Genomic DNA, 18,833 nt, shown 5'->3' with positions numbered 1-18,833 from the left:
TATATAAAGAAATATGCAACAATAAAAAGCCTTGAATCCTTTGGTTCAAGGCTTTTTTATGTAACACTAACACTATTGTATTAGACAAAATTGCTATTTTATAACTTCTCCAGCACCTTGGGGAGACGTCGTTGGCTTAGGATCTTCAGTATAAACTAAAGTTCCTCCTTTGATAGTTTTTAATTTTGTTTGTTCAATTTTTCTGTTTTCTAAATTTTTCATTCAATTATATTTATATCAAAAATAATAAATATAATTGAAAAGGGGATCAATAGCCTTTTATTCAATTACTCCTAATAATTTCTACTAAAATGTTATTCTGTTCATCCAGATATAAAAAAAGCCTTGAATCTTTTGATTCAAGGCTTTTTTGCGGAGAGTGAGGGATTCGAACCCCCGGACCTGTTACAGTCAACAGTTTTCAAGACTGCCGCAATCGACCACTCTGCCAACTCTCCTTAAACTCCGGCTATACCGTTGTTTTCAGTGGTGCAAATATAGAACGATTTTTATTTTCTGCAAAACTTTTGCATCACAAATTTTAACAAAACTTAATAATATACTAGGAATCAGGGGAATTATTTTTGTTGAATTATTTTCTGGAAGCCACCTGATACTGGTATTTTAGAAGCTTTATTTAAAATTTACTCTTGTGCAGCTCCATGCAAAGTTGAATGATGGATAGAAGTGTATAGACCTCCCATCAAAAATTCTTTGAATTTTCACCACCCCTCCAGGGGAGGGGAATGATTGCGTCTTCAGTTATAATGTTTGTCATTCTACAGAAAAGCACTACTCTCCTACCGGTTCGAATAATTCGATTTTATTTCCTTCCGGATCCAGGATGTGCACAAACTTTCCGTATTCGTATGTTGCTACCTCATCCAATACTGTTACCCCTTCTTTTTTCAGTGCTTCTACCAGTGCTTCAATATTTTCCACATGATAATTAATCATAAATTCTTTAGTAGAGGGCTCAAAATACTGAGTTGATTCTTTAAAAGGGCTCCATAAGGTATATCCTTTTTTATCAGATTCTTCATCTTTCCAGTCGAATTTGGCACCATATGGGCTGGTTGGTAATCCAAGGTGGGTTTTGTACCATTCATTTACTTGTTCCGGGTCTTTACACTTAAAGAAGATTCCTCCAATAGCAGTTACTCTTTTCATTTTTTATTCGTTTTTATTCAGTTGATAGTTTCTTATGTGCAAATTCAGATCGTTTTGCAATTTCACAAATATATTAATGTTTTCATTAGATATTTCATTAATTTCTCATTGGGTAATTGATATGAAGAAATATTTTTGTTGGAAAACGCAAAGACGCAAGTAATATTAAAAAAAGAATGTTATAAGGCGCAAAGATTTTATCTCCGATAAAATTGATAACCTATACTTTTTGCTGAAAATCTTCCATTTTCCTACGCCTTAAAACTACATAAAGATTAGAAAAACTTTGCGCCCTTGCGATTACCCAACAAAAAATACAAATGCTGTTGGGGAAACGCAAGGATATTAAGAAGAAACTCCACACTTTCTAAAACATCTCTGATGTTTCTTAACTTCCCTTCACAACTTCAATATCCTTAATGGTTCAAAATGAATAGATAAAAAAAGCGCACCCATCGGGCACGCTTTATGTTATATAAGTTGAATACGATTAGTGTAATTCAGCTAAGTATTTTTCTGCATCCATTGCAGACATACATCCGCTTCCCGCAGCTGTAATAGCCTGTCTGTAGATATGATCCTGAACGTCACCAGCAGCAAATACTCCCGGAAGATTCGTTCTTGTAGAACCTTTTTCAGTAACGATGTATCCATTCTCATCAAGATCTATCTGACCTACGAAGATATCTGTATTAGGTTTGTGACCAATCGCGATAAAGATTCCTTCAACATCCACTGTAGATTTCTCCTGAGTCTGGTTATTGATGATTACGGCTCTTTCTACCAGACTGTTTTCTCCTTCAATCCCGATTAATTCATGGTGGAATTTCACTTCAATATTCGGAGTGCTTTCCACTCTGTGAACCATTGCTTTGGAAGCTCTGAAAACGTCTTTTCTTACCAATAAAGTTACTTTTTTACAAAGTTTTGCAAGGTAAGTAGCCTCTTCAGCCGCTGTATCTCCCGCTCCTACTACTACCACATCTTTTCCTCTGTAGAAAAATCCATCACATGTAGCACAAGCTGAAACACCGCCTCCTGCATATTTTTTCTCATCGTCAAGACCTAAATATTTTGCAGTAGCTCCTGTAGAGATAATAACTGTTTTGGCAAGGATTTCTTTGTTTCCTGTATATAATTTATGAACACCGCCTACTTCTTTAGAGAATTCAGCTTTAGTGATCATTTCGTAATGAACTTTGGTTTCAAATCTTTCTGCCTGTTTTTGCAGATCCATCATCATTTCAGGACCTGTAATCCCGGCTGGATACCCTGGGAAGTTGTCAACTTCTGTAGTGGTTGTTAATTGTCCGCCCGGCTCCAGACCTGTATATAATTCAGGTTTCAAGTCTGCTCTTGCTGCATAGATAGCAGCGGTGAAGCCAGAAGGCCCAGATCCAACGATCACACAATCTAAAATGTTTTGCTCCATAATTTACTTTGTTCGAAAAGATTTAATTTGAATTAAGACTGCTAATTTCGGAATTTTTAATTTCTCCTTAAAGTTATTTTAATGATACTTGTCAATATCTGATATGTTGAATTTCGATGGTAGTTATTGCAATGTGAGTTTCAGGTTTCGAGATTTGAGTTACAGGAAATCGGGTTCGGTATAAAATTTAAAACATTTTCCTTTAACCTCGAATCACGTATCTCGCTATCTCACAATACGCTTCCGCAACTGGCATCATACCTTCATTTTTATCTTATCTACATTGATAATTTTGTATACCAACTCCCGGATCAGTTCTGCTTCTCCCATATTCACTGCGCCAAGTCCTTTTCCTTTCATATCAAATTCCCTCAGAATAGAAATGACTCTTGTAGCATGTTTTAGAGGATAAAGTCTTGCACTTTCTGCGTAATCTTTGATGAAATACGGATTTACTCCCATCTGTGACGCAATGGTCTGCGGAGACTGCCCTGCCATCGTCTGATAGATAATGACGTTTGAAAAATAATTATAAAGGCTGGCCAGCATCATTACAAAAGGATTATTCTTCGGATTCTTACCCATAAAATGTGCAATCTTAAATGCTGCATTGGCATTTTTGGTTCCTAAAGCCTTTTGAAGTTCAAAAACATTATATTCTTTACTAATCCCGATATGGTTTTCAACAATTGCTCCGTCCAGAAGCTCCCCTTCTTTAAGGATAATCTTTAGTTTGTTCAGCTCATTGGAAATTCTTGACAAATCATTGCCCAGATATTCTGCCAGAAGATGAGAAATATTCGGGGCTGTATTAATCTTAAGCTTTGCACACTCATCTGAAATCCATTTGGGAAGATTATTTTCCCTTACAGATTCACTCAGGAAAAGAGCTTTCGCTTTATCTAAGGCCTTGGCCGCTTTTTTTCTGCTATCCAGCTTCTTATGTTTATGAGCAAAGACCAAAACAGTGGAAGGCACCGGATTTTCTACGTAGGATTCCAGAATTCTGTTTTCTTCATCATTAAGTTTTAAATCCTGAGCTTCTTTTACAATAATCACCTGCTTATCCCCCATCATTGGAAACTGTCTTGCCAGGGAAAGAACTTCCTGATAAGACGTATCTTTTCCGTAAGTAACCGTTTGGTTGAAAGCTTTTTCATCTTCTTCCAAAAAGTTGTGTTCAAGGGCTTTTACCGCAACATCAATAAAGTAGGCTTCTTCTCCGTGGAAAAAATAAATAGGTAAAACTTCTTTATTTTTAATATTTTTGAGGATTAAATCTAATTCTTTCATCTTATTAATGGAACTTCCAAAACTGAATTTTCAGGAAACTTTTGATTTTAAATTCAAGAAAGACAAAGATAAGTTTTTTATTTATGATTTGGTTCGTAAAACTTATCTTCTGCTCACTCCTGAGGAATGGGTCAGACAGCACTGGATACACTATTACCTTACTGTAAAATCCTATTCTACATCTGCTCTGATAACCGAAAAAAAGATTGTTCTGAATGGCCTTACCAAACGTATTGACCTCCTGATTACGGAAAAGACAGAACCTGTAATTCTGATTGAGTGCAAAGCTCCACAAATCAAATTAACGGAAAAAACCTTCGAACAGACCGCCAGATACAACTCTATCATCGGAGCAAAAGAAATTATTCTTACGAATGGGCTTCAGCATATTAATGCTTATTATCAGGACGGGCAATATCAATTTTACAGGCCGGAATAGCCCTGTACAAAGGCAAATTAAAAATGTATATAAAAAAAACTGAAATGGTACACTTTTGGAGCATCTATCTTTAGTTTTAAAAAAATACAATTTTAGTTATGAAAAAATTATTAGTAGTGGCAGCACTGGGTATGTTTACTCTAGGCTTTTCACAAAATTATCAAAATGGCTACAATGACTATAATGATTACCAAGGAAGTATCTCATCCATTAACTGGGGTCAGGTAGCAAGTTATCTTGGATTAAATAATAATCAGGTTAACCAGCTTACCGTACTGAACAACCGTTATCCTGATCAAAATGCATGGAACCGTGCTTATAGCAAGCAGCCCAACAGATGGTATACAGACCGTTATTCTGCAATGGAAAAGATCATGACGCCTGAGCAGTACAAAAGATTTTATGCAAAGTATTATCAGGGTCAGAATCCAAAAATAAAATTTGATAATGAGTACAAAAAACATCATGGTAAACCGCAAAAGAATCATGATAAATACCAAATGAAACATGATGAAAGATTCAATGACAGAGACCATCATGATGATCATCACAGATAAAAAAACAATAATTGAAACCGGAGAAAAACTTCCGGTTTTTATTATTTATATAAAGCTATTTTAACATAGAAAAAGACTAAAATCACTACATTTAAAGTATAATTTAAAATATGGGAATTATTAAAAACATTATATTCGATTTCGGGGGTGTGCTTATGGACTGGAACCCGAGATATTACTTCAGGGACTATTTTAATGATAATGAAAAAATGGAATACTTTCTTGAACATATCGCCCAGGATGAATGGAATATTGAACAGGACAGAGGAAGAAGTTTAGCCGAAGGAACAGAAATTCAGGTAAAAAAATTCCCGGAATGGGAAAAAGAAATCCGCGCTTTCTATGACAACTGGACAGTAATGCTGAAAAGCGATATTCCCCAAAATGTAGAAGTGCTCAGAAAGCTTAAAAATACAGAATACAATCTCTTTGGATTAACCAACTGGTCGGAAGAAACATTCCCTTATGCATTGGAAAATTATGATTTCTTTCAGATTTTTGAAGGTAAAATTGTGGTTTCCGGAACAGAAAAACTGATCAAACCCGATCCTGAAATCTGGCATGTGCTTCTTGAAAGATATAATATCAAAGCTGAAGAATCGGTTTTCATTGATGATAATATGAAGAATATTGAAATGGCAAAATCACTTGGATTTATTACCATTCAGGTTTTTCCGGATACTGATCTTACAAAAGAATTAAAGAAATCCGGAGTTGAAGTGTAACACTTCTCAATATTTTCTTACTTTTAATACTGTTTTGTAATCTACTAATTCACAAATAATTAATTATGATACGTTCCATCTTATTAACCACAATGCTTATGGCTTCAGGAAGTCTTTTCAGTCAAAAACTTAAAACGGTCTCCTATCAGGACGGTTCACAGAAACTGAATGGTCTTATTACCTCCAACGCAGGAAAAAAACTTCCGGGAGTATTAATTCTTCCTGCCTGGAAAGGTATTGATGAAGAAGCTAAAACAGCTGCTATCGAACTGGAAAAGCAAGGTTACATTGCTTTTGTCGCTGATATTTATGGTGAAGGAAAAATTCCGGCTGACAATGAGTCTGCTGCAAAAACTTCAGGATATTATAAACAAAACTATCAGGAATACCAGAAAAGAATTTCGCTGGCATTGGAACAATTGAAGAAAAACGGAGCTACTTCTGATAAAATAGCTGTTATTGGATATTGTTTCGGAGGCACAGGAGCATTAGAATCTGCCAGAGGGCATCTGCCTGTAGCTGGTGTTGTTTCTATCCACGGAAGTCTTGCCAGAGATCAGAGTAGAAAAAATGAAGCTTTGTCTGCTAAAATTCTTATTGAAAATCCCGCTGATGATAAAAGTGTAACTCCTGATGATTACAATAACCTCATCAAAGAAATGAATGAAGGAAATGCCGACTGGCAGATTATCACCTATGCTCATTCTAAACATACTTTTACAGATCCGAAATCTCCGGATTATAATCCGACAATGGCCAAAAGAGCTTGGAACCATACGCTGATGTTCTTAAAAGAAATTCTGAAATAACATAAAAAAGGCAAATTCGAATTATTGAATTTGCCTTTTTACTTTTATAAATTTATCCTTACTCTGGTTTAGCCTGTAGTTCAACGTCGTATTTCTTTGGAGAATATTTGGTTAAAGAACCTGTAGCAGCATCAATTCCTACTCCTATTGCTCCTCCAAGAATAATATTCAGTAAAGTAACTGCATTAAAGTTTTTGGTCAGTTTTACTTCTTTCTTCTCAAATCCTTCTTTTTCAAATGTAATCATCTGTTTGCCTAGACCTCTCGGAATCTTAGTTGTACACGGTGTTGTACATTTTTCTATTCCTTTGTGAAATACTTTTGCTCCTTCTGGGCTTGAAGAAAAAGCTATTGAATCCTGAGTTCCGGTAAAAATAGTTGCACATGAAGTGGTAGAAAGGGTGATTCCCAGCATGAGTACAATTGATAATTTGTTTTTCATAGATATTAATTAGTTCATTTTTTTAAGTCCGCGAACTTACGAAATAATTTAAAACTATCAGGCTTAAAAAAAGAAAAAAACATCTTTGAAATATCGTATTCATGGGCATTTCGTAAGAGAAACATATTGAAATTTGATTTCAAAGTGCTCAATAACATCCGGTTACATTAGATTTAAAAATAGTCAAAAAAAAGCAAATCCGGCGTTGTGCAGATTTGCTTTTTCTATTCTTTATCGTTCTTTTAATCTATCCTTATTCTTCTCTGTGCACCAATTCCATTGAGAAAGCGGGCAGACAGACCGCAAGATATTCACAAGGTTCTGAAAACGGATTGCTGTAACGGATTCTTACTCCTTTTTCAATAAGAATGCTTTGTCCTTTTTCCAGAACAACAATCTCACCGTCTATTTCAAATTGCTTTTTCCCTGAAATGATGTAAGTAAATTCATCAAATTCAGGGGTCTGGTGAGGTTCTCTCCAATCCGGAGGGGCTACCATATGAGCGATAGAAACGTTAGAATTTCCTGTGGAATTTCCCCAGTGTTCTTCGATCAGTTTTCCGTCTGTAGTAGGCACTACAAATGGTGATTGTTGAATTTTATATTTTTTCATGCCCAATCTTCTTTTTTTATTTCATACACGAAATTGGTTCTGGAAGGTTCTGCAAAATAAGCTACTTCTTCTTCAGCAATTTTTTTTCCTCCCAATCTTTCCAAAGCGGTCTGCGAACGGAAATTCTCTTTCCCGATATGGAAATGAACTTTATCTACAAACTGGAAAATATAATCCAGCATCAGCTTTTTAACCTGAGGATTAATGCCTTTTCCCCATGATTTTGTGCCGTAGAAAGTATACCCGATAAAAATATGGTTATCTTCTTTATCAAAATCATAATAACGGCTGCTTCCCAATACATCTCCGGTAGCTTTTTCTATGATTTTAAAAGCTCCTTTACTCTCCATAGCTCCTGTAAAAAAGTTTTCAAAAACTTCTCTCTTGTAACGATCTTTGTTAGGGTGTTGTTCCCATACTTTAGGATCGGATGCTACTTCATATAAAGATTCAAAATCCCCTTGCTGTAAGGGGATTAATTGAAATTCTTCATTCTCTAAAACAGGCTGAACAGAAAAATTCATTATTTAGCTCTTCTTAGTAGAATCTGATTCTATTTTCTTGATTTCCTTCAACTTATCAGAAATCTTGATTACGGTATCTAATTTTGATGGTTTCAATGGAACTTCCGCCTGAGCCATATCCCATTTGATCACCAGGTTTCCAGAGTTTTCGTCTGTAGGATTCAGGGTAATCTCAAACCATTCCTGTTTGTCTGTCAGTTTATTAACCGGTACGGTAACGTCTACTACATCCTGTTTGGGATCGTAAGTATAAGCTCCCCATTGTTGGAAGTCTTTATTAAGGATTACTTTCCATTCTTTTTCTGTAGGAACAATGAATAATCCGTATGTTCCTGCAGGAACTGTTTTCCCTCCGAAATTAACAGCCTGTCCAAAAGTAATTTTTGTAGATGAGTTAGCTCCTGCTCTCCAAACCTGTCCGTAAGGAACCAGTTCTCCAAAGATCTTACGTCCTTTCACTCCTGGTCTTCCATAGTCAATGGAGATCTTAGACATTGAAAACTGCTGCTCAACCTTCTGACGCGGACTTGCTGCTGGCACAGAATAATCCTGAGCAAAACTGAAAGCTGAAACTGAAATGCAAACTGCTAATATTAACTTTTTCACGTGTAAATTTTTGCTTAAAATTACAAAAATCAAAACGAAATAGCTTTCTTAAAATTTATTAATTTTTGCTTTTCCAATATTTTTCTACTGGTAAATTATTTCAAATCAACTACTTTTAAAAGTAAATTATCAACTGTTGAACATCTTATTTTTCTTAATTGTTTTCCCTTTTCTGAGCTGGATTGAGTGAAAAACAGAAGGAACATCATTAGTCCAGGTTTTCAGGATCAAAAGGATGGCAATAATTTCTGCTCTGGTAAGCAGGCCAATCCAAAAACAAAGATTAAATAAAATAATTGACTGACATTGTAAAATAACCTGAACCAATGTTCCAAAAAGTAATAAGGTCCAGATCTTAGCACCAATAGAGTGTGTAGCTACTTCTTTTTTGAATTTTAAAAAACTTACCAGATAAATTAGAGCTTCGGCTGCTGCAAGAATAATTATTTTATAAATATTTTGTTCGAAAAACTCAGGACATAGTATATAAGCCGCAACTCCTACTGATATGAAAAATATCTGATCAACTGTAGAATCCAAACGTCTGAGTTTTTGTGTTGAAATATTCAGATACCTAGCGATAATTCCATCAAAAATATCCGTCAATAATCCTATGGATAAAAGAGTGACAATGATTGTCTGATCGTTTTCTATCTTGAGAAGACTTAAAGAAATAATAATAAATCCAATAATCAGTCTTGAAAAAATTAAAACAGCCGGGATTTTAGCTTTCATAAAGAAGGAAAGAGTTATTTAAATGCTGAAAGATAGGGATATTCTAAAATAAAATAGCCTTTTCCAGCTCCAGCAGTTTTTGTTTTCTCCAGATACCGCCTGCATAGCCTACCAATTCGCCATTGGAGCCTATCACTCGATGGCAGGGAATTAAAATGGCAATTTTATTGATTCCGTTAGCTGTTCCTACGGCACGTATTGCTTTTGGATTTCCCAATATTTCTGACTGCTGCTTATAAGTTCTTATCTCTCCCATCGGAATTTCACGGAGAAGTTCCCATACTTTTTCCTGAAACTCGGTTCCTGTGGTAAATATTGGAACTTCAAAATGGCTCCTTTGACCGTCAAAATATTCTTTCAGTTCGTTTTCAAGCTGTACAAAATGAGGATGTTCTTGTTCTACAATCTCTGCTTTAAACACTTTTGATAAAGTTTTCAGTTGTTTTTCAATATTCTTCCGGTCTGTAAACTCAAGCAGACAGATGCCCTGATCTACAGCACAGGCAATCATTTCTCCCAGCGGGGTTGATATGTTTTTTTGGTGTATAATTTCCATTAGTTTAAAATTAAGCTTTTTGGAAATCATAACTTGTCTTTAATCCGTTAAAATTCTTTTTACTTGCTCAATATGCCTTGCATTATGGTAAATAACAAAACGGAAGGTATCTCCCAACTTCAGTTTTATCATTTTTGAAATGCTTATGCTTGTTTTTACTTTTCCCAGATCAATGTATTGCGCTTCTTCCAGTAATTCAAGCAGATTTTCCTGTTGCTTCATGAATATATCTATGACACCTTTATTCAGTTGACTATGGATAGGATTCATTGTTTTAAGCGTTTTCATTGTATTCAGTTTCTCTTTGGGAAGCATACTTTTAGCAAAATAATTCCCAAGAATTCCGGGTTTAAAATAAGATTGCGGAGATTTATTGGCAGAAGAAATACTGCGGCTGATTTCAGGAATATAAAAATTTCCATAACGATTAAGATGCTCCAGACATTCCAATGTACTCCAGCTGTCCGCTGAAGTTCTGAAATTCAGATCATTCTCCGGCTTCAATGACAATATTTCAGCAAAATGCAAATGCTGTTTCGTTTTGTTTTTTAACTCATCCAGTAATTCTGAGGTTGAAAATTTCATTACGTTTTTTATGCAAATATCCTAATCCGAATGTTCTTAAATCTTGACTGAACTCAAGATTTTTTAAGCCTGGATAAAGTTTCCGGAGACATCCTCAGATAATTGGCGATATATTTATTGGGAACTTCCTGAAACAGTTTCGGGCTTCGTTTTAAAACCCTTTCAAAACGTTCTCCCGGAGCATTGATCAGCAGATCTTTTTCTCTTTCAAGCTGCTGTAATACGAGATCTTCCAAAACATTCATCCAGAATTTCATGTGTTCTTCATCAGCTTTTACAAATTCATAAAAATCCTTTTTTGAGGCCATTTTTACTGTTGTTTTCTTAATCGCCTGAATGTAAAGATTCGAAGGTTTTCCTGATAAAAAAGAGTCCAGGCTTACAATAATATTTCCAGTATACCCAAAACGAATAATTCTTTCCTCATTTTCATCCATCATAAAGATCCGGACACTTCCGTTTTCAATAAAATAAATGCTGGTATCTGTACTGCCGGAAATTTTAAGAAATTCATTTCTCCTGAATTCTTTTCTTTCCCAATGGATTCCACTTTGAAGCAATTTTTCAACCATTTCATTTTATTATTTGCTTTTCCAAAGATAATAGGTAATTTTAAAGTTTTAAAACACTAATCACCAATAATGCTCAAACAAACAGTTCTTTTCATGCTGCTTTCTGCCGGATTTTGTGGCATAAAAGCACAGCAGACTATCCCCTTCCGGATCACAAAACACCATAATATCATTGTCAAAAGCCTTGTTAACAAAAAGGATTCTTTGGACCTGATGTTTCAGATCGCAATGAAAGATTATTCTATTTCTCCTGATGGCAAGCGGAAAGCAGGTCATATTATATTTAACAAAGAAGAACTCAGCGACGACAATACAGTGCAAATCGGGAAAATTATCCAGAAAAATGTTCGCTTTTTTGATAATCAGTTAACAGGATATGAAGCAGATGGAAAAATCGGAACCGGAATTTTTGAAGGGAAAGCATTTAAAATTGATTATGATAACAACCAGTTTGTAATCTACGACAAAATGCCGGATCTGAAAGGTTACCAACCTGTCAATATTATCTTAGAAGATGATGGGTTTTATCTTGCCGCAGATAATATCATTGACGGACACCAACAACAAGAGGCTTATTTTGTGTTACAATCCGGATTTTCCGGAGCACTTTTGTACAGCAATGAGTTTGCAGAAGCCAAAAATCTGGACAAAAAACTAAAAATAACGGGAGAGAGAACCCTAAAAAATTCTGAAGGCAAAACTTTAACTACCAAACAGGCTATTCTTCCTTATTTTAAATTGGGCAACAGTGTATTTAAAGATGTTTCGGTAGGATTTTTCTCCGGAGAACTTAAGACCCAAAATGTAAGTTATCTCGGTGCTGATATGCTCCGCAGATTTATCTGGATCTTTGATGCTGAGAGAAAAACGGCCTACATTAAACCCAGCAAATACTTTTCGGAGCCTTATTACAAAATGTAATTAGAATACTATAAATTTTTAAGAAGATGATGAAGATCAAACCTATTGCAGCACTCGTATGTTTTCAACTGATTATTGTAAGCTGCCGGAAAGAAGAAAAGAAAATTGTTACCACAGAAACAAAAACTACGAATGATTCTGTAAAAACAGCAAACCCTGAGGAGAAAATAGATTATTCCAATTTTAATATTTTCAGTCTGTCTACCATTTCATCTGCGGAAAAAGATTCTGATATTGATGTTTTTATCTCTGTTTCGGATGTCTATAAAGATGTTCAGCCTATTCCTGCAGATATTATCAAAAACCAGAAGCAAATGTCTTTTGAACAGCTCCAGCATTTTGAACTGGATGCTCCCAGCAGAAAAAAATTACTTAACGGAATTCATCTTACTGAAAATGATTCACTGTACATTTATGAATATGGTTCAAACAAGCTTCAAAAAATGCCGATCAGCAAATTAAAAGCTGTAGCCTATTTAAGTCCTTATTCCGATGATCAGGATTTAGATCCGGATTCTTATATGATGGGGTTTCAGGTTGCCACTCATCAAAAAACAACAGAATACGACCGATACAATAATGCTATCGCTTATTTTGGAAACAAAAATCCTTTCGTAGACAATAAAATGAAGGCTGTGAAATGGCAAAAAGCTAATACTGATATCTCAAAAAAATATTTTAGCCATTCAAAATTAATTCAGGGAAAAACCTACCAATCTCAGTATGAAAATATGACATATTATCTACAGGATTATCTTGAAGAAGGAAATATTGTGGAGCGTAAACTCATTGTCATCAACAATCAAAAAGAAAAGATTGCGGAGAAAACATTTTCTCTTGCAGGAAGTGATGGCGGGGAATTCTTCCCTCTTTATGGGATAGATGCCGATGAAGCCAATATTTACCAATGGACAGGTCATCTTTTCAAAGGAAAACCTCCTGTTATTTTTGGGTTTACCGCACTATCTTTTGGTTGTCCTTCTATTAGTTTTTTAGATAAAAAAGAGAAGAATCTCCCGATAAATTGTGATAACAGACATTAATGAAGTTAAAAGGCGAAACGGTAAAAGGCTATAAAAAAACAGGCTTAATGAGTATCTGAAAAATTATGTGCTCCTTCCGGAAAAAATGAATACCAAAGAAATAAAAACCGGGCAATTTTTAAGAAAATTGCCCGGTTTGTTATATTTACAATTGTATTTTTTGTGGATGCTTTATCACAAATAATTTTCAAACCTGGAAAATATCTAACGTTTATTCTTTCCTATTATTTTTTATGAAAAACCAATCTCTTGCAGTATATCGGATCCATCCTGTTTATAATAGAGTTTTAAGCTTATTTCACTTTTTCAACGTAATAATAAGCCATAGCATTCCACTATCTAAAAGAAAATTTATCCTGTAAAAAGATTCACAGGCTTACTTTAAGGCAGCAGGAATTATTTCAATCTATTTGAATTTATTTTTAGAGCGGAATAAAGCAAAATAAATAGTCAGCAAAAAGAGAATTGCTATTAGAATTAAACTTATGTAATGAAAAATCAATGTTGGCATATTGTTATATTTTTTTCCAGTAAGAAAAATTTGTCTTTCTACTTACTGCTCCTTCATCAATAAAAACTTCTTCTTTGCCACATCTTTTTATATTAAGTGCTTGCATTGAATTTTCTTGAATATGATGAATCTGCCCTTCTGTATTAATCCATATATGAAATTCCAAAGGACATAATATTTTTTTAAAATTTTATTTTTTCATGAAAATATAAAATGTAATTCAAAAAAAAGTAGTTTTTAATTTACATTTTATTGATTTTGTTTTACATTTTTTTACAATTCTTACTTGTTTGAATCTGATATTTTTTCAATTTTACAACCTTATTTTAATTATGCATTACGGGAATCCGTATTTCCAAAGCTTTTTTTAAGATTTCTTTATATCATCCAATGCAGGATTTGACTTTATTATATCTATTTCATAAAAAAATCGCTCCAAAGAGCGAATTTTTGTTTTTAATAGTTGGTTTTTAACCGGGATATTCGGTTTTACCGATTATAAAAATTTCTTTTTATTTCATTATTTCTTAGGATAATATTGGTCTTTCAGTTTCATAAAATACGTTTCGGAGTCTTTGAAACCATTGCCTTTCATGAATTTGATGACTACATTCAGGTAAGCTTCCGAGGGTTCAAAATCTGCACCCATTTTTTCGGAAAAATTTTTATAATTTTCTTCAAGGAGTTTGGGATTTTTAGCCAATTGTTTTATATCTGTTCGGAAACCTTTAAATATAAATTTTAAAGCTTCATAATTTCCGGGATAAGAAACTGTTCCGTGAGTTTCTCCTTCGAAAAAACTATGTTTATAGTTCAGAGATCCGTTCTTTTCTATTATTGTTTTAAATTCTTCAATTGCCTGTGTCATATCAGAATTCCAGTTTTTCTGCTGTTCTTCATTGTCCGCCTGGGAAACATATAAAGATTTTTTTGCAGGAAACTTCTTATTTCTTCCTAAATATTCTTTTGTTCTTGAAATAGTTACTTTATTATCCCACCATAAACTCGGATCATTGGCAACATAAGCATTAAAATAATCCGGATGTAAAAGAAAAGTATTAATGGCAAACAATCCCCCGAAAGAATGCCCTACCAATACGGAATAATCCTGAGTCCTATAGTTTTTATTGATAAAAGGCTTCAACTCTTCCTGCATAAATTTCAGGAAAATTTCACCTCCGCCACTGTCTGTAAAAAGAGTAAGAGTAGGATTTACGGGACTTTTCTTTTCAGACTTTGTCGGTGTAAGATCTCTTGTTCTTTCTGTATTTTTAATTCCTACCACAATACATTCCGGGATATCGGCATAAGGTGTTCTGGCAATAAAATCTGTTAATCCTGTGTAATATTCAAAATTGATTTCTCCGTCTAAAAGATAGATGACCGGATATTTTGCGGGATTGATGGTACTGTCGTTATAAGTTTTAGGCAGATGAATCCAGATTTCTCTATTTTCGTTTAAAACTTTTGAAAATAAGTTCTGCTTCTCTCCTATCGTCAGTTTTTCCTGGGCTTTTCCCAAAGAAAACAATAAAAATAAGGGAAGGTAAATCATTTTAAACCAGTTGTTCATGGTGTGAGTCTTTTCTTTGTTGATGAATATTTTTAATTTCTTTATTCTTTTTGGGGGATTTGTTTCTTCGGCCCCACCAGATCAGGAATCCGGTAACCGGGAGACTTGTACAGATAATTCCGATAATGAAGGTGAATATTTTACCAAACATTCCGCCCCAATAGCCTACATGAAGATCAAAATTCATGTGTTCTATCACTTCATGCATCTGAACTTCTTTAGGATAATCAATCTCATTTCCGGTGTATTTGTTGGTTTCCATACTTTTACCGTTAACAAGACTTTTCAATCCAATAAATTGAGCAACTCCAATATGATAAACCGTTGCCGAATCATTTCTTGGAATACTCATTCTGAACTGCTTTGCATTGGGAAACTCTTTAAATTTTCTGTCTACAAAATCAACATAAGACAACGCTTTTTTCTCCGGATCAAACTTAGGTTCATATTTTTCTGCAATGGCATGAGCATCCACAGCTCCTCCGAAAGTCTGCTGGGTAAGATTAGTTAAGACTTCATAAGCCATAATGAGACCTGTAATGGTAATAAATACGGCCGGAAGCAATGAATAAAAGCCAAAAACATTATGAAAATCATAGTTTTTCCTGCGCCATTTTGTTCCGGATTTGATTTTAAAAGCGGTTGTTCTTGTTGTTTTGTTCCATTTTTTAGGCCACCAGAGAATCAGTCCGCCGATGAGCTGAATAAAAAAGATGATTGAGGCAATTCCAACCACTGTTTTCCCGAGCTTTCCTGCCAGCAGCTGTGCATGAATATGGGCAACAATATAGAAAAATTCATAGCTTTTTGTAGAACCGATTACCTTTCCTGTGTAAGGATCGAGATAATGATAGGCAAATACTCCGCGAGGTCCCCGCCCTTTTTTCTTTGACTTTTCTGCTTTATCGGCATTTTTATCTTTAGGTGGTTTTGTGGCTGAAGCTACCCTAAAGCTTCTGTCTGCTTCTTTATAAGTATCAAAATAAAATGCTTTTCTGTCCGGAACCTGCTGATGAAACCTGACAAGCAATTCTTCAGGTGTCATTTTTGCAGCATGAATCGGAGTTTCAACGTATTTAGCGCTCCCTCCGCACAGATCAATGATTTCGTCACAAAAGACAAATACCGTCCCCGAAAGGGTAACTGTAAGCACAATGATCCCGGAAACCAGTCCGAGCCAGAGATGCAGCCAGCCGGTGATCCTTTTGGTAAGAGATTTTCCCTGCCTTTTTTTAGGATTAATTTTTTTATTCTCCATATCTGTTTTCATCCTCAAAAAATGGAAGTGTAGAAATGCAAAGGCGCAATAGTATTTATAATGGCATGTTTGTAAAGTGAAAAGAGTTATTCCTGCTGCCGTTTACTTTAGCATATTCGAAGGCTTCAGAAATAGGTATTATAAATTAAAGCTTTGCACCTTTGCGGTTTTCATTCTTATATTTTCTTTGAGGTTATTTTTTGTTTTTCAGGTGTTAAAATTTGAATGCAAAATTGGCAAGGATTTCTCTTGGCTTCTGTGGCTGCCCGTAGAAGTTCCAGTAGTTTTCATTCAATGCATTATTCATTTTCAGACCGATTCTGTATTTTTTCTTGTCATAGAAAATAGTAGCACCAACTGTAGTGTAAGAAGGAGCAAGGAAGTGATTGGTAATATTGATGTAGGTTTGATCTACAAAATTAAATCCAGCCCCAAAACCAAGTCCTTCATACGCTCCATCCATAATTTTGTAGCTTGTCCATAGATTGGCTACATGTTTTGGAGTCCATGCGATTCTCTTCCCGCTGTCTTTGCTTCGGTCGTCATATTTGTTGTCGTTATATCCATATCCGGCAACGATATTCCATCCTTTGAAGGGGTTTGCAATGATCCCTATTTCCAATCCCTGACTTTTAATATTACCATCCTGAATACTTCCAATTCCGCCCGGATCTGCTACCAGTCTGTTTTTAACGTTAATATTATAATAACTCACCGTTGTCAGTAATTTTTTATGGAAAAGATCTACTTTAAAACCTGTTTCAATCTGATTTCCCTGCTCCGGATCCCATTTCGTCAAAATACCCACTTCATTCAGTGACGGCGCATAGTTTTTAAATCCATTTACGTAATTGGCGAAGAATGAAATCTGTTCTTTTACAATTTCATAGACCAATCCAAACTTGGGTGAAAACTGCGTTTGGCTGTACCCTGTAACTTTATTTTCAGGATATCCGTTTTGGGTAGAAATTTCTACCCCGTTTACTACTGTATCATCATTTTTATAGCTGTCTACTCTCAAACTTGCCATTACCAGTAAGTTATCTGTAATGTTCAAAACATCAGAGATATATCCGCTGATTGTTCTGAATGTGGTGATATCTGATTCGGTAGATTTTCTTTCCTTATTCATAAATTTGTTTCTTGAGATAGGATCCCATGCTGAAGAACTATCCAGATTCACTTTATCATAAGGCATGAAAACATTGCTGTATCCGTTGGCTTCATAATAAGGGAACTGATATTTTGTTCTTTGCTGGAAGTAATCTATCCCCACCACAAGACGGTTTCTTAAAGTTCCAATTTTAAAATCTCCTGTGAAATTCTGCTGAATATTGTCTGTGGTTACTTTAAAGCTGTCGAAAGGACGGATCATTCTTTCAACCTGATTGTTATTCAAATATCTAAGTACTAAAAAGATAGATTCGTTCTCATTGGCTTCTCCTCTTTGGTAGGAGGTTCTTGACGTCCATTGGTCATTAAATTTGTGAGTCACCTCAGCCATGGTTACGAAATTGGTTCTTTTGGAACCGATATCGTTACTTGTAAATGCTCTTTTGTAAGCTACTTCAAGGTCTTTCATGGAATGCAGAGTCAGTTTTTCTGAATTCCTTACATAAGCATTCAATGTTTTGTCCGGAGCGTGAAACTCGGTATCAAGCGTTACGGTGGTTTTGTCACTTACTTTGTACAAAACACTTCCGGAGAAAAACAATCCTTTATTGTAACCTGCATCCTGAAAAGAATCCTGAGAATAAGCAGCGACATTGAATCTTGCCAAAGCTGTTTTTTCTTTATTCAAAGGAGTGTTCACATCTGCTGTGATCCTGTTCATTCCCCAGCTTCCCGTGGTATAATTGATAATTCCTCCGAAATTTTCCTGTGGTTTTTTAGTCACAATATTTACAACACCTCCATAATTGGCAAGTGTTCCTCCGAATAAGGTTCCGGAGGGTCCTTTTATTACTTCTACTCTCTCAATATTAGCGATTTCCGACTGTACTCTTGGGTTTTGAATCAATCCGTTTCTGAAACTGGCGTTTGAACTGAATCCTCTCATAAAAATATCGTTTCCGCTGTCATTCACACTATTGCTTACCACTACTCCGGGAGCAGAAGCCATGGCTGTGTTGAAGTCCGCTGCTCCCATTTCGCTGATGATTTCTTTGGGAACAAGATTGTAAACAGTTGGGTTTTCAAGGTTTTCCAGAGGAAGTCTTGCAATAGATTCAGATTTTTTGGTTCTGTAATTATGGGTTCCCTGAAGTGATACGGACTGGATCTCAGCCACTTTAACAGTATCTGTTTCCTGGGCACTCAGCATTGTTACGGCTAATAGAGCTGCAGAAATAATAGTTTTTTTCATGTTTATAATTAAGTAGTTCTGCAAAATTATCTTATTTTTATTAATTCTAAATAAAAACATGATACAAATCATAAAATTAACTTTTTGAAAAAGCCCTTCAATAA

22 protein-coding genes and 1 tRNA gene are annotated in these 18,833 nt (G+C 35.1%); 6 read left to right on the top strand and 17 right to left on the bottom strand.

Annotated elements, in window-relative coordinates:
- Nucleotides 1-93 precede the first annotated feature (93 nt).
- From CLU97_RS24185 to holA, 5 genes are all read right to left on the bottom strand, one after another.
- Nucleotides 94-222 carry a hypothetical protein gene (locus CLU97_RS24185; protein ID WP_262689741.1) on the bottom strand — a complete coding sequence of 43 codons (129 nt, stop codon included), beginning with the start codon at nt 220-222 and terminating at the stop codon, nt 94-96.
- A 151-nt stretch (nt 223-373) separates the two neighbouring features.
- Nucleotides 374-458, bottom strand: a tRNA-Ser gene (locus CLU97_RS07805).
- 334 nt (nt 459-792) lie between these two features.
- Nucleotides 793-1,170 carry a VOC family protein gene (locus tag CLU97_RS07800; RefSeq protein ID WP_121487426.1) on the bottom strand — a complete coding sequence of 126 codons (378 nt, stop codon included), beginning with the start codon at nt 1,168-1,170 and terminating at the stop codon, nt 793-795.
- A gap of 490 nt (nt 1,171-1,660) precedes the next feature.
- Complete coding sequence (gene trxB / locus CLU97_RS07795; RefSeq protein WP_121487425.1) at nt 1,661-2,602, bottom strand: thioredoxin-disulfide reductase; 942 nt, start codon at nt 2,600-2,602, stop codon at nt 1,661-1,663.
- A gap of 255 nt (nt 2,603-2,857) precedes the next feature.
- Nucleotides 2,858-3,895 carry a DNA polymerase III subunit delta gene (gene holA, locus CLU97_RS07790; RefSeq protein ID WP_121487424.1) on the bottom strand — a complete coding sequence of 346 codons (1,038 nt, stop codon included), beginning with the start codon at nt 3,893-3,895 and terminating at the stop codon, nt 2,858-2,860.
- Nucleotides 3,896-3,902: 7 nt separating this feature from the next.
- Between holA and CLU97_RS07785 the strand changes: the two genes are divergently transcribed.
- From CLU97_RS07785 to CLU97_RS07770, 4 genes are all read left to right on the top strand, one after another.
- Nucleotides 3,903-4,334 (top strand): type I restriction enzyme HsdR N-terminal domain-containing protein, encoded by a 432-nt coding sequence (locus CLU97_RS07785; protein WP_121487423.1) that lies wholly within the window; start codon nt 3,903-3,905, stop codon nt 4,332-4,334.
- 98 nt (nt 4,335-4,432) lie between these two features.
- On the top strand, nt 4,433-4,891 hold the full coding sequence (locus CLU97_RS07780) for a hypothetical protein (RefSeq protein WP_228437567.1): 459 nt from the start codon (nt 4,433-4,435) through the stop codon (nt 4,889-4,891).
- 110 nt (nt 4,892-5,001) lie between these two features.
- Complete coding sequence (locus CLU97_RS07775) at nt 5,002-5,616, top strand: HAD family hydrolase (RefSeq protein ID WP_121487422.1); 615 nt, start codon at nt 5,002-5,004, stop codon at nt 5,614-5,616.
- A gap of 65 nt (nt 5,617-5,681) precedes the next feature.
- Complete coding sequence (locus tag CLU97_RS07770) at nt 5,682-6,425, top strand: dienelactone hydrolase family protein (RefSeq protein WP_121487421.1); 744 nt, start codon at nt 5,682-5,684, stop codon at nt 6,423-6,425.
- Nucleotides 6,426-6,483: 58 nt separating this feature from the next.
- Here CLU97_RS07770 and CLU97_RS07765 read toward each other — a convergent pair whose 3' ends face one another.
- The 8 genes from CLU97_RS07765 to CLU97_RS07730 all read right to left on the bottom strand — a co-directional run bounded on the left by CLU97_RS07765 (nt 6,484) and on the right by CLU97_RS07730 (nt 11,058).
- Nucleotides 6,484-6,867: a PEGA domain-containing protein gene (locus CLU97_RS07765; protein ID WP_121487420.1), complete on the bottom strand. Its 384-nt coding sequence runs from the start codon at nt 6,865-6,867 to the stop codon at nt 6,484-6,486.
- A gap of 253 nt (nt 6,868-7,120) precedes the next feature.
- Complete coding sequence (locus CLU97_RS07760; RefSeq protein WP_121487419.1) at nt 7,121-7,480, bottom strand: cupin domain-containing protein; 360 nt, start codon at nt 7,478-7,480, stop codon at nt 7,121-7,123.
- A complete protein-coding gene (locus CLU97_RS07755) occupies nt 7,477-8,004 on the bottom strand; it encodes a GNAT family N-acetyltransferase (RefSeq protein WP_121487418.1) in 528 nt (175 codons plus the stop codon). Before CLU97_RS07755 ends, CLU97_RS07760 begins: the two co-directional genes overlap by 4 nt.
- A gap of 3 nt (nt 8,005-8,007) precedes the next feature.
- Nucleotides 8,008-8,610: a DUF2911 domain-containing protein gene (locus CLU97_RS07750; RefSeq protein ID WP_121487417.1), complete on the bottom strand. Its 603-nt coding sequence runs from the start codon at nt 8,608-8,610 to the stop codon at nt 8,008-8,010.
- A gap of 129 nt (nt 8,611-8,739) precedes the next feature.
- Nucleotides 8,740-9,345 (bottom strand): CDP-alcohol phosphatidyltransferase family protein, encoded by a 606-nt coding sequence (locus tag CLU97_RS07745; RefSeq protein ID WP_121487416.1) that lies wholly within the window; start codon nt 9,343-9,345, stop codon nt 8,740-8,742.
- A 43-nt stretch (nt 9,346-9,388) separates the two neighbouring features.
- A complete protein-coding gene (locus CLU97_RS07740) occupies nt 9,389-9,901 on the bottom strand; it encodes a methylated-DNA--[protein]-cysteine S-methyltransferase (protein WP_121489682.1) in 513 nt (170 codons plus the stop codon).
- A gap of 39 nt (nt 9,902-9,940) precedes the next feature.
- Nucleotides 9,941-10,486, bottom strand: coding sequence for a DinB family protein (locus CLU97_RS07735; protein ID WP_121487415.1), 546 nt, complete (start codon nt 10,484-10,486; stop codon nt 9,941-9,943).
- Between the two features lie 53 nt (nt 10,487-10,539).
- A complete protein-coding gene (locus CLU97_RS07730; RefSeq protein WP_121487414.1) occupies nt 10,540-11,058 on the bottom strand; it encodes a Crp/Fnr family transcriptional regulator in 519 nt (172 codons plus the stop codon).
- A gap of 69 nt (nt 11,059-11,127) precedes the next feature.
- Here CLU97_RS07730 and CLU97_RS07725 point away from each other — a divergent pair, with 69 nt between their 5' ends.
- Nucleotides 11,128-11,979 (top strand): hypothetical protein, encoded by an 852-nt coding sequence (locus tag CLU97_RS07725; RefSeq protein ID WP_121487413.1) that lies wholly within the window; start codon nt 11,128-11,130, stop codon nt 11,977-11,979.
- A 26-nt stretch (nt 11,980-12,005) separates the two neighbouring features.
- A complete protein-coding gene (locus CLU97_RS07720) occupies nt 12,006-13,022 on the top strand; it encodes a hypothetical protein (protein WP_121487412.1) in 1,017 nt (338 codons plus the stop codon).
- A gap of 515 nt (nt 13,023-13,537) precedes the next feature.
- Here the strand turns inward: CLU97_RS07720 and CLU97_RS23615 are convergent.
- The 4 genes from CLU97_RS23615 to CLU97_RS07705 form a co-directional block, all read right to left on the bottom strand.
- Nucleotides 13,538-13,699, bottom strand: coding sequence for a hypothetical protein (locus tag CLU97_RS23615; protein ID WP_183084532.1), 162 nt, complete (start codon nt 13,697-13,699; stop codon nt 13,538-13,540).
- Between the two features lie 354 nt (nt 13,700-14,053).
- Nucleotides 14,054-15,106 carry an alpha/beta hydrolase gene (locus tag CLU97_RS07715; RefSeq protein ID WP_121487411.1) on the bottom strand — a complete coding sequence of 351 codons (1,053 nt, stop codon included), beginning with the start codon at nt 15,104-15,106 and terminating at the stop codon, nt 14,054-14,056.
- On the bottom strand, nt 15,090-16,364 hold the full coding sequence (locus CLU97_RS07710) for a PepSY-associated TM helix domain-containing protein (RefSeq protein WP_228437565.1): 1,275 nt from the start codon (nt 16,362-16,364) through the stop codon (nt 15,090-15,092). Before CLU97_RS07710 ends, CLU97_RS07715 begins: the two co-directional genes overlap by 17 nt.
- 214 nt (nt 16,365-16,578) lie before the next feature.
- Nucleotides 16,579-18,729, bottom strand: coding sequence for a TonB-dependent siderophore receptor (locus CLU97_RS07705; RefSeq protein WP_121487409.1), 2,151 nt, complete (start codon nt 18,727-18,729; stop codon nt 16,579-16,581).
- Nucleotides 18,730-18,833: the final 104 nt, after the last annotated feature.

The organism is Chryseobacterium sp. 7, assembly GCF_003663845.1.
Taxonomy (GTDB): Bacteria; Bacteroidota; Bacteroidia; order Flavobacteriales; family Weeksellaceae; genus Chryseobacterium.
This window is presented reverse-complemented; position numbering and strand designations above follow the sequence as displayed.

Coding starts and splice junctions, on each gene's coding strand:
- CLU97_RS24185 (WP_262689741.1), bottom strand. CDS start 222: ATGAAAAATTTAGAAAACAGAAAAATTGAACAAACAAAATTAAAAACT.
- CLU97_RS07800 (WP_121487426.1), bottom strand. CDS start 1,170: ATGAAAAGAGTAACTGCTATTGGAGGAATCTTCTTTAAGTGTAAAGAC.
- trxB (WP_121487425.1), bottom strand. CDS start 2,602: ATGGAGCAAAACATTTTAGATTGTGTGATCGTTGGATCTGGGCCTTCT.
- holA (WP_121487424.1), bottom strand. CDS start 3,895: ATGAAAGAATTAGATTTAATCCTCAAAAATATTAAAAATAAAGAAGTT.
- CLU97_RS07785 (WP_121487423.1), top strand. CDS start 3,903: ATGGAACTTCCAAAACTGAATTTTCAGGAAACTTTTGATTTTAAATTC.
- CLU97_RS07780 (WP_228437567.1), top strand. CDS start 4,433: ATGAAAAAATTATTAGTAGTGGCAGCACTGGGTATGTTTACTCTAGGC.
- CLU97_RS07775 (WP_121487422.1), top strand. CDS start 5,002: ATGGGAATTATTAAAAACATTATATTCGATTTCGGGGGTGTGCTTATG.
- CLU97_RS07770 (WP_121487421.1), top strand. CDS start 5,682: ATGATACGTTCCATCTTATTAACCACAATGCTTATGGCTTCAGGAAGT.
- CLU97_RS07765 (WP_121487420.1), bottom strand. CDS start 6,867: ATGAAAAACAAATTATCAATTGTACTCATGCTGGGAATCACCCTTTCT.
- CLU97_RS07760 (WP_121487419.1), bottom strand. CDS start 7,480: ATGAAAAAATATAAAATTCAACAATCACCATTTGTAGTGCCTACTACA.
- CLU97_RS07755 (WP_121487418.1), bottom strand. CDS start 8,004: ATGAATTTTTCTGTTCAGCCTGTTTTAGAGAATGAAGAATTTCAATTA.
- CLU97_RS07745 (WP_121487416.1), bottom strand. CDS start 9,345: ATGAAAGCTAAAATCCCGGCTGTTTTAATTTTTTCAAGACTGATTATT.
- CLU97_RS07740 (WP_121489682.1), bottom strand. CDS start 9,901: ATGGAAATTATACACCAAAAAAACATATCAACCCCGCTGGGAGAAATG.
- CLU97_RS07735 (WP_121487415.1), bottom strand. CDS start 10,486: ATGAAATTTTCAACCTCAGAATTACTGGATGAGTTAAAAAACAAAACG.
- CLU97_RS07730 (WP_121487414.1), bottom strand. CDS start 11,058: ATGGTTGAAAAATTGCTTCAAAGTGGAATCCATTGGGAAAGAAAAGAA.
- CLU97_RS07725 (WP_121487413.1), top strand. CDS start 11,128: ATGCTCAAACAAACAGTTCTTTTCATGCTGCTTTCTGCCGGATTTTGT.
- CLU97_RS07720 (WP_121487412.1), top strand. CDS start 12,006: ATGATGAAGATCAAACCTATTGCAGCACTCGTATGTTTTCAACTGATT.
- CLU97_RS07715 (WP_121487411.1), bottom strand. CDS start 15,106: ATGAACAACTGGTTTAAAATGATTTACCTTCCCTTATTTTTATTGTTT.
- CLU97_RS07710 (WP_228437565.1), bottom strand. CDS start 16,364: ATGGAGAATAAAAAAATTAATCCTAAAAAAAGGCAGGGAAAATCTCTT.
- CLU97_RS07705 (WP_121487409.1), bottom strand. CDS start 18,729: ATGAAAAAAACTATTATTTCTGCAGCTCTATTAGCCGTAACAATGCTG.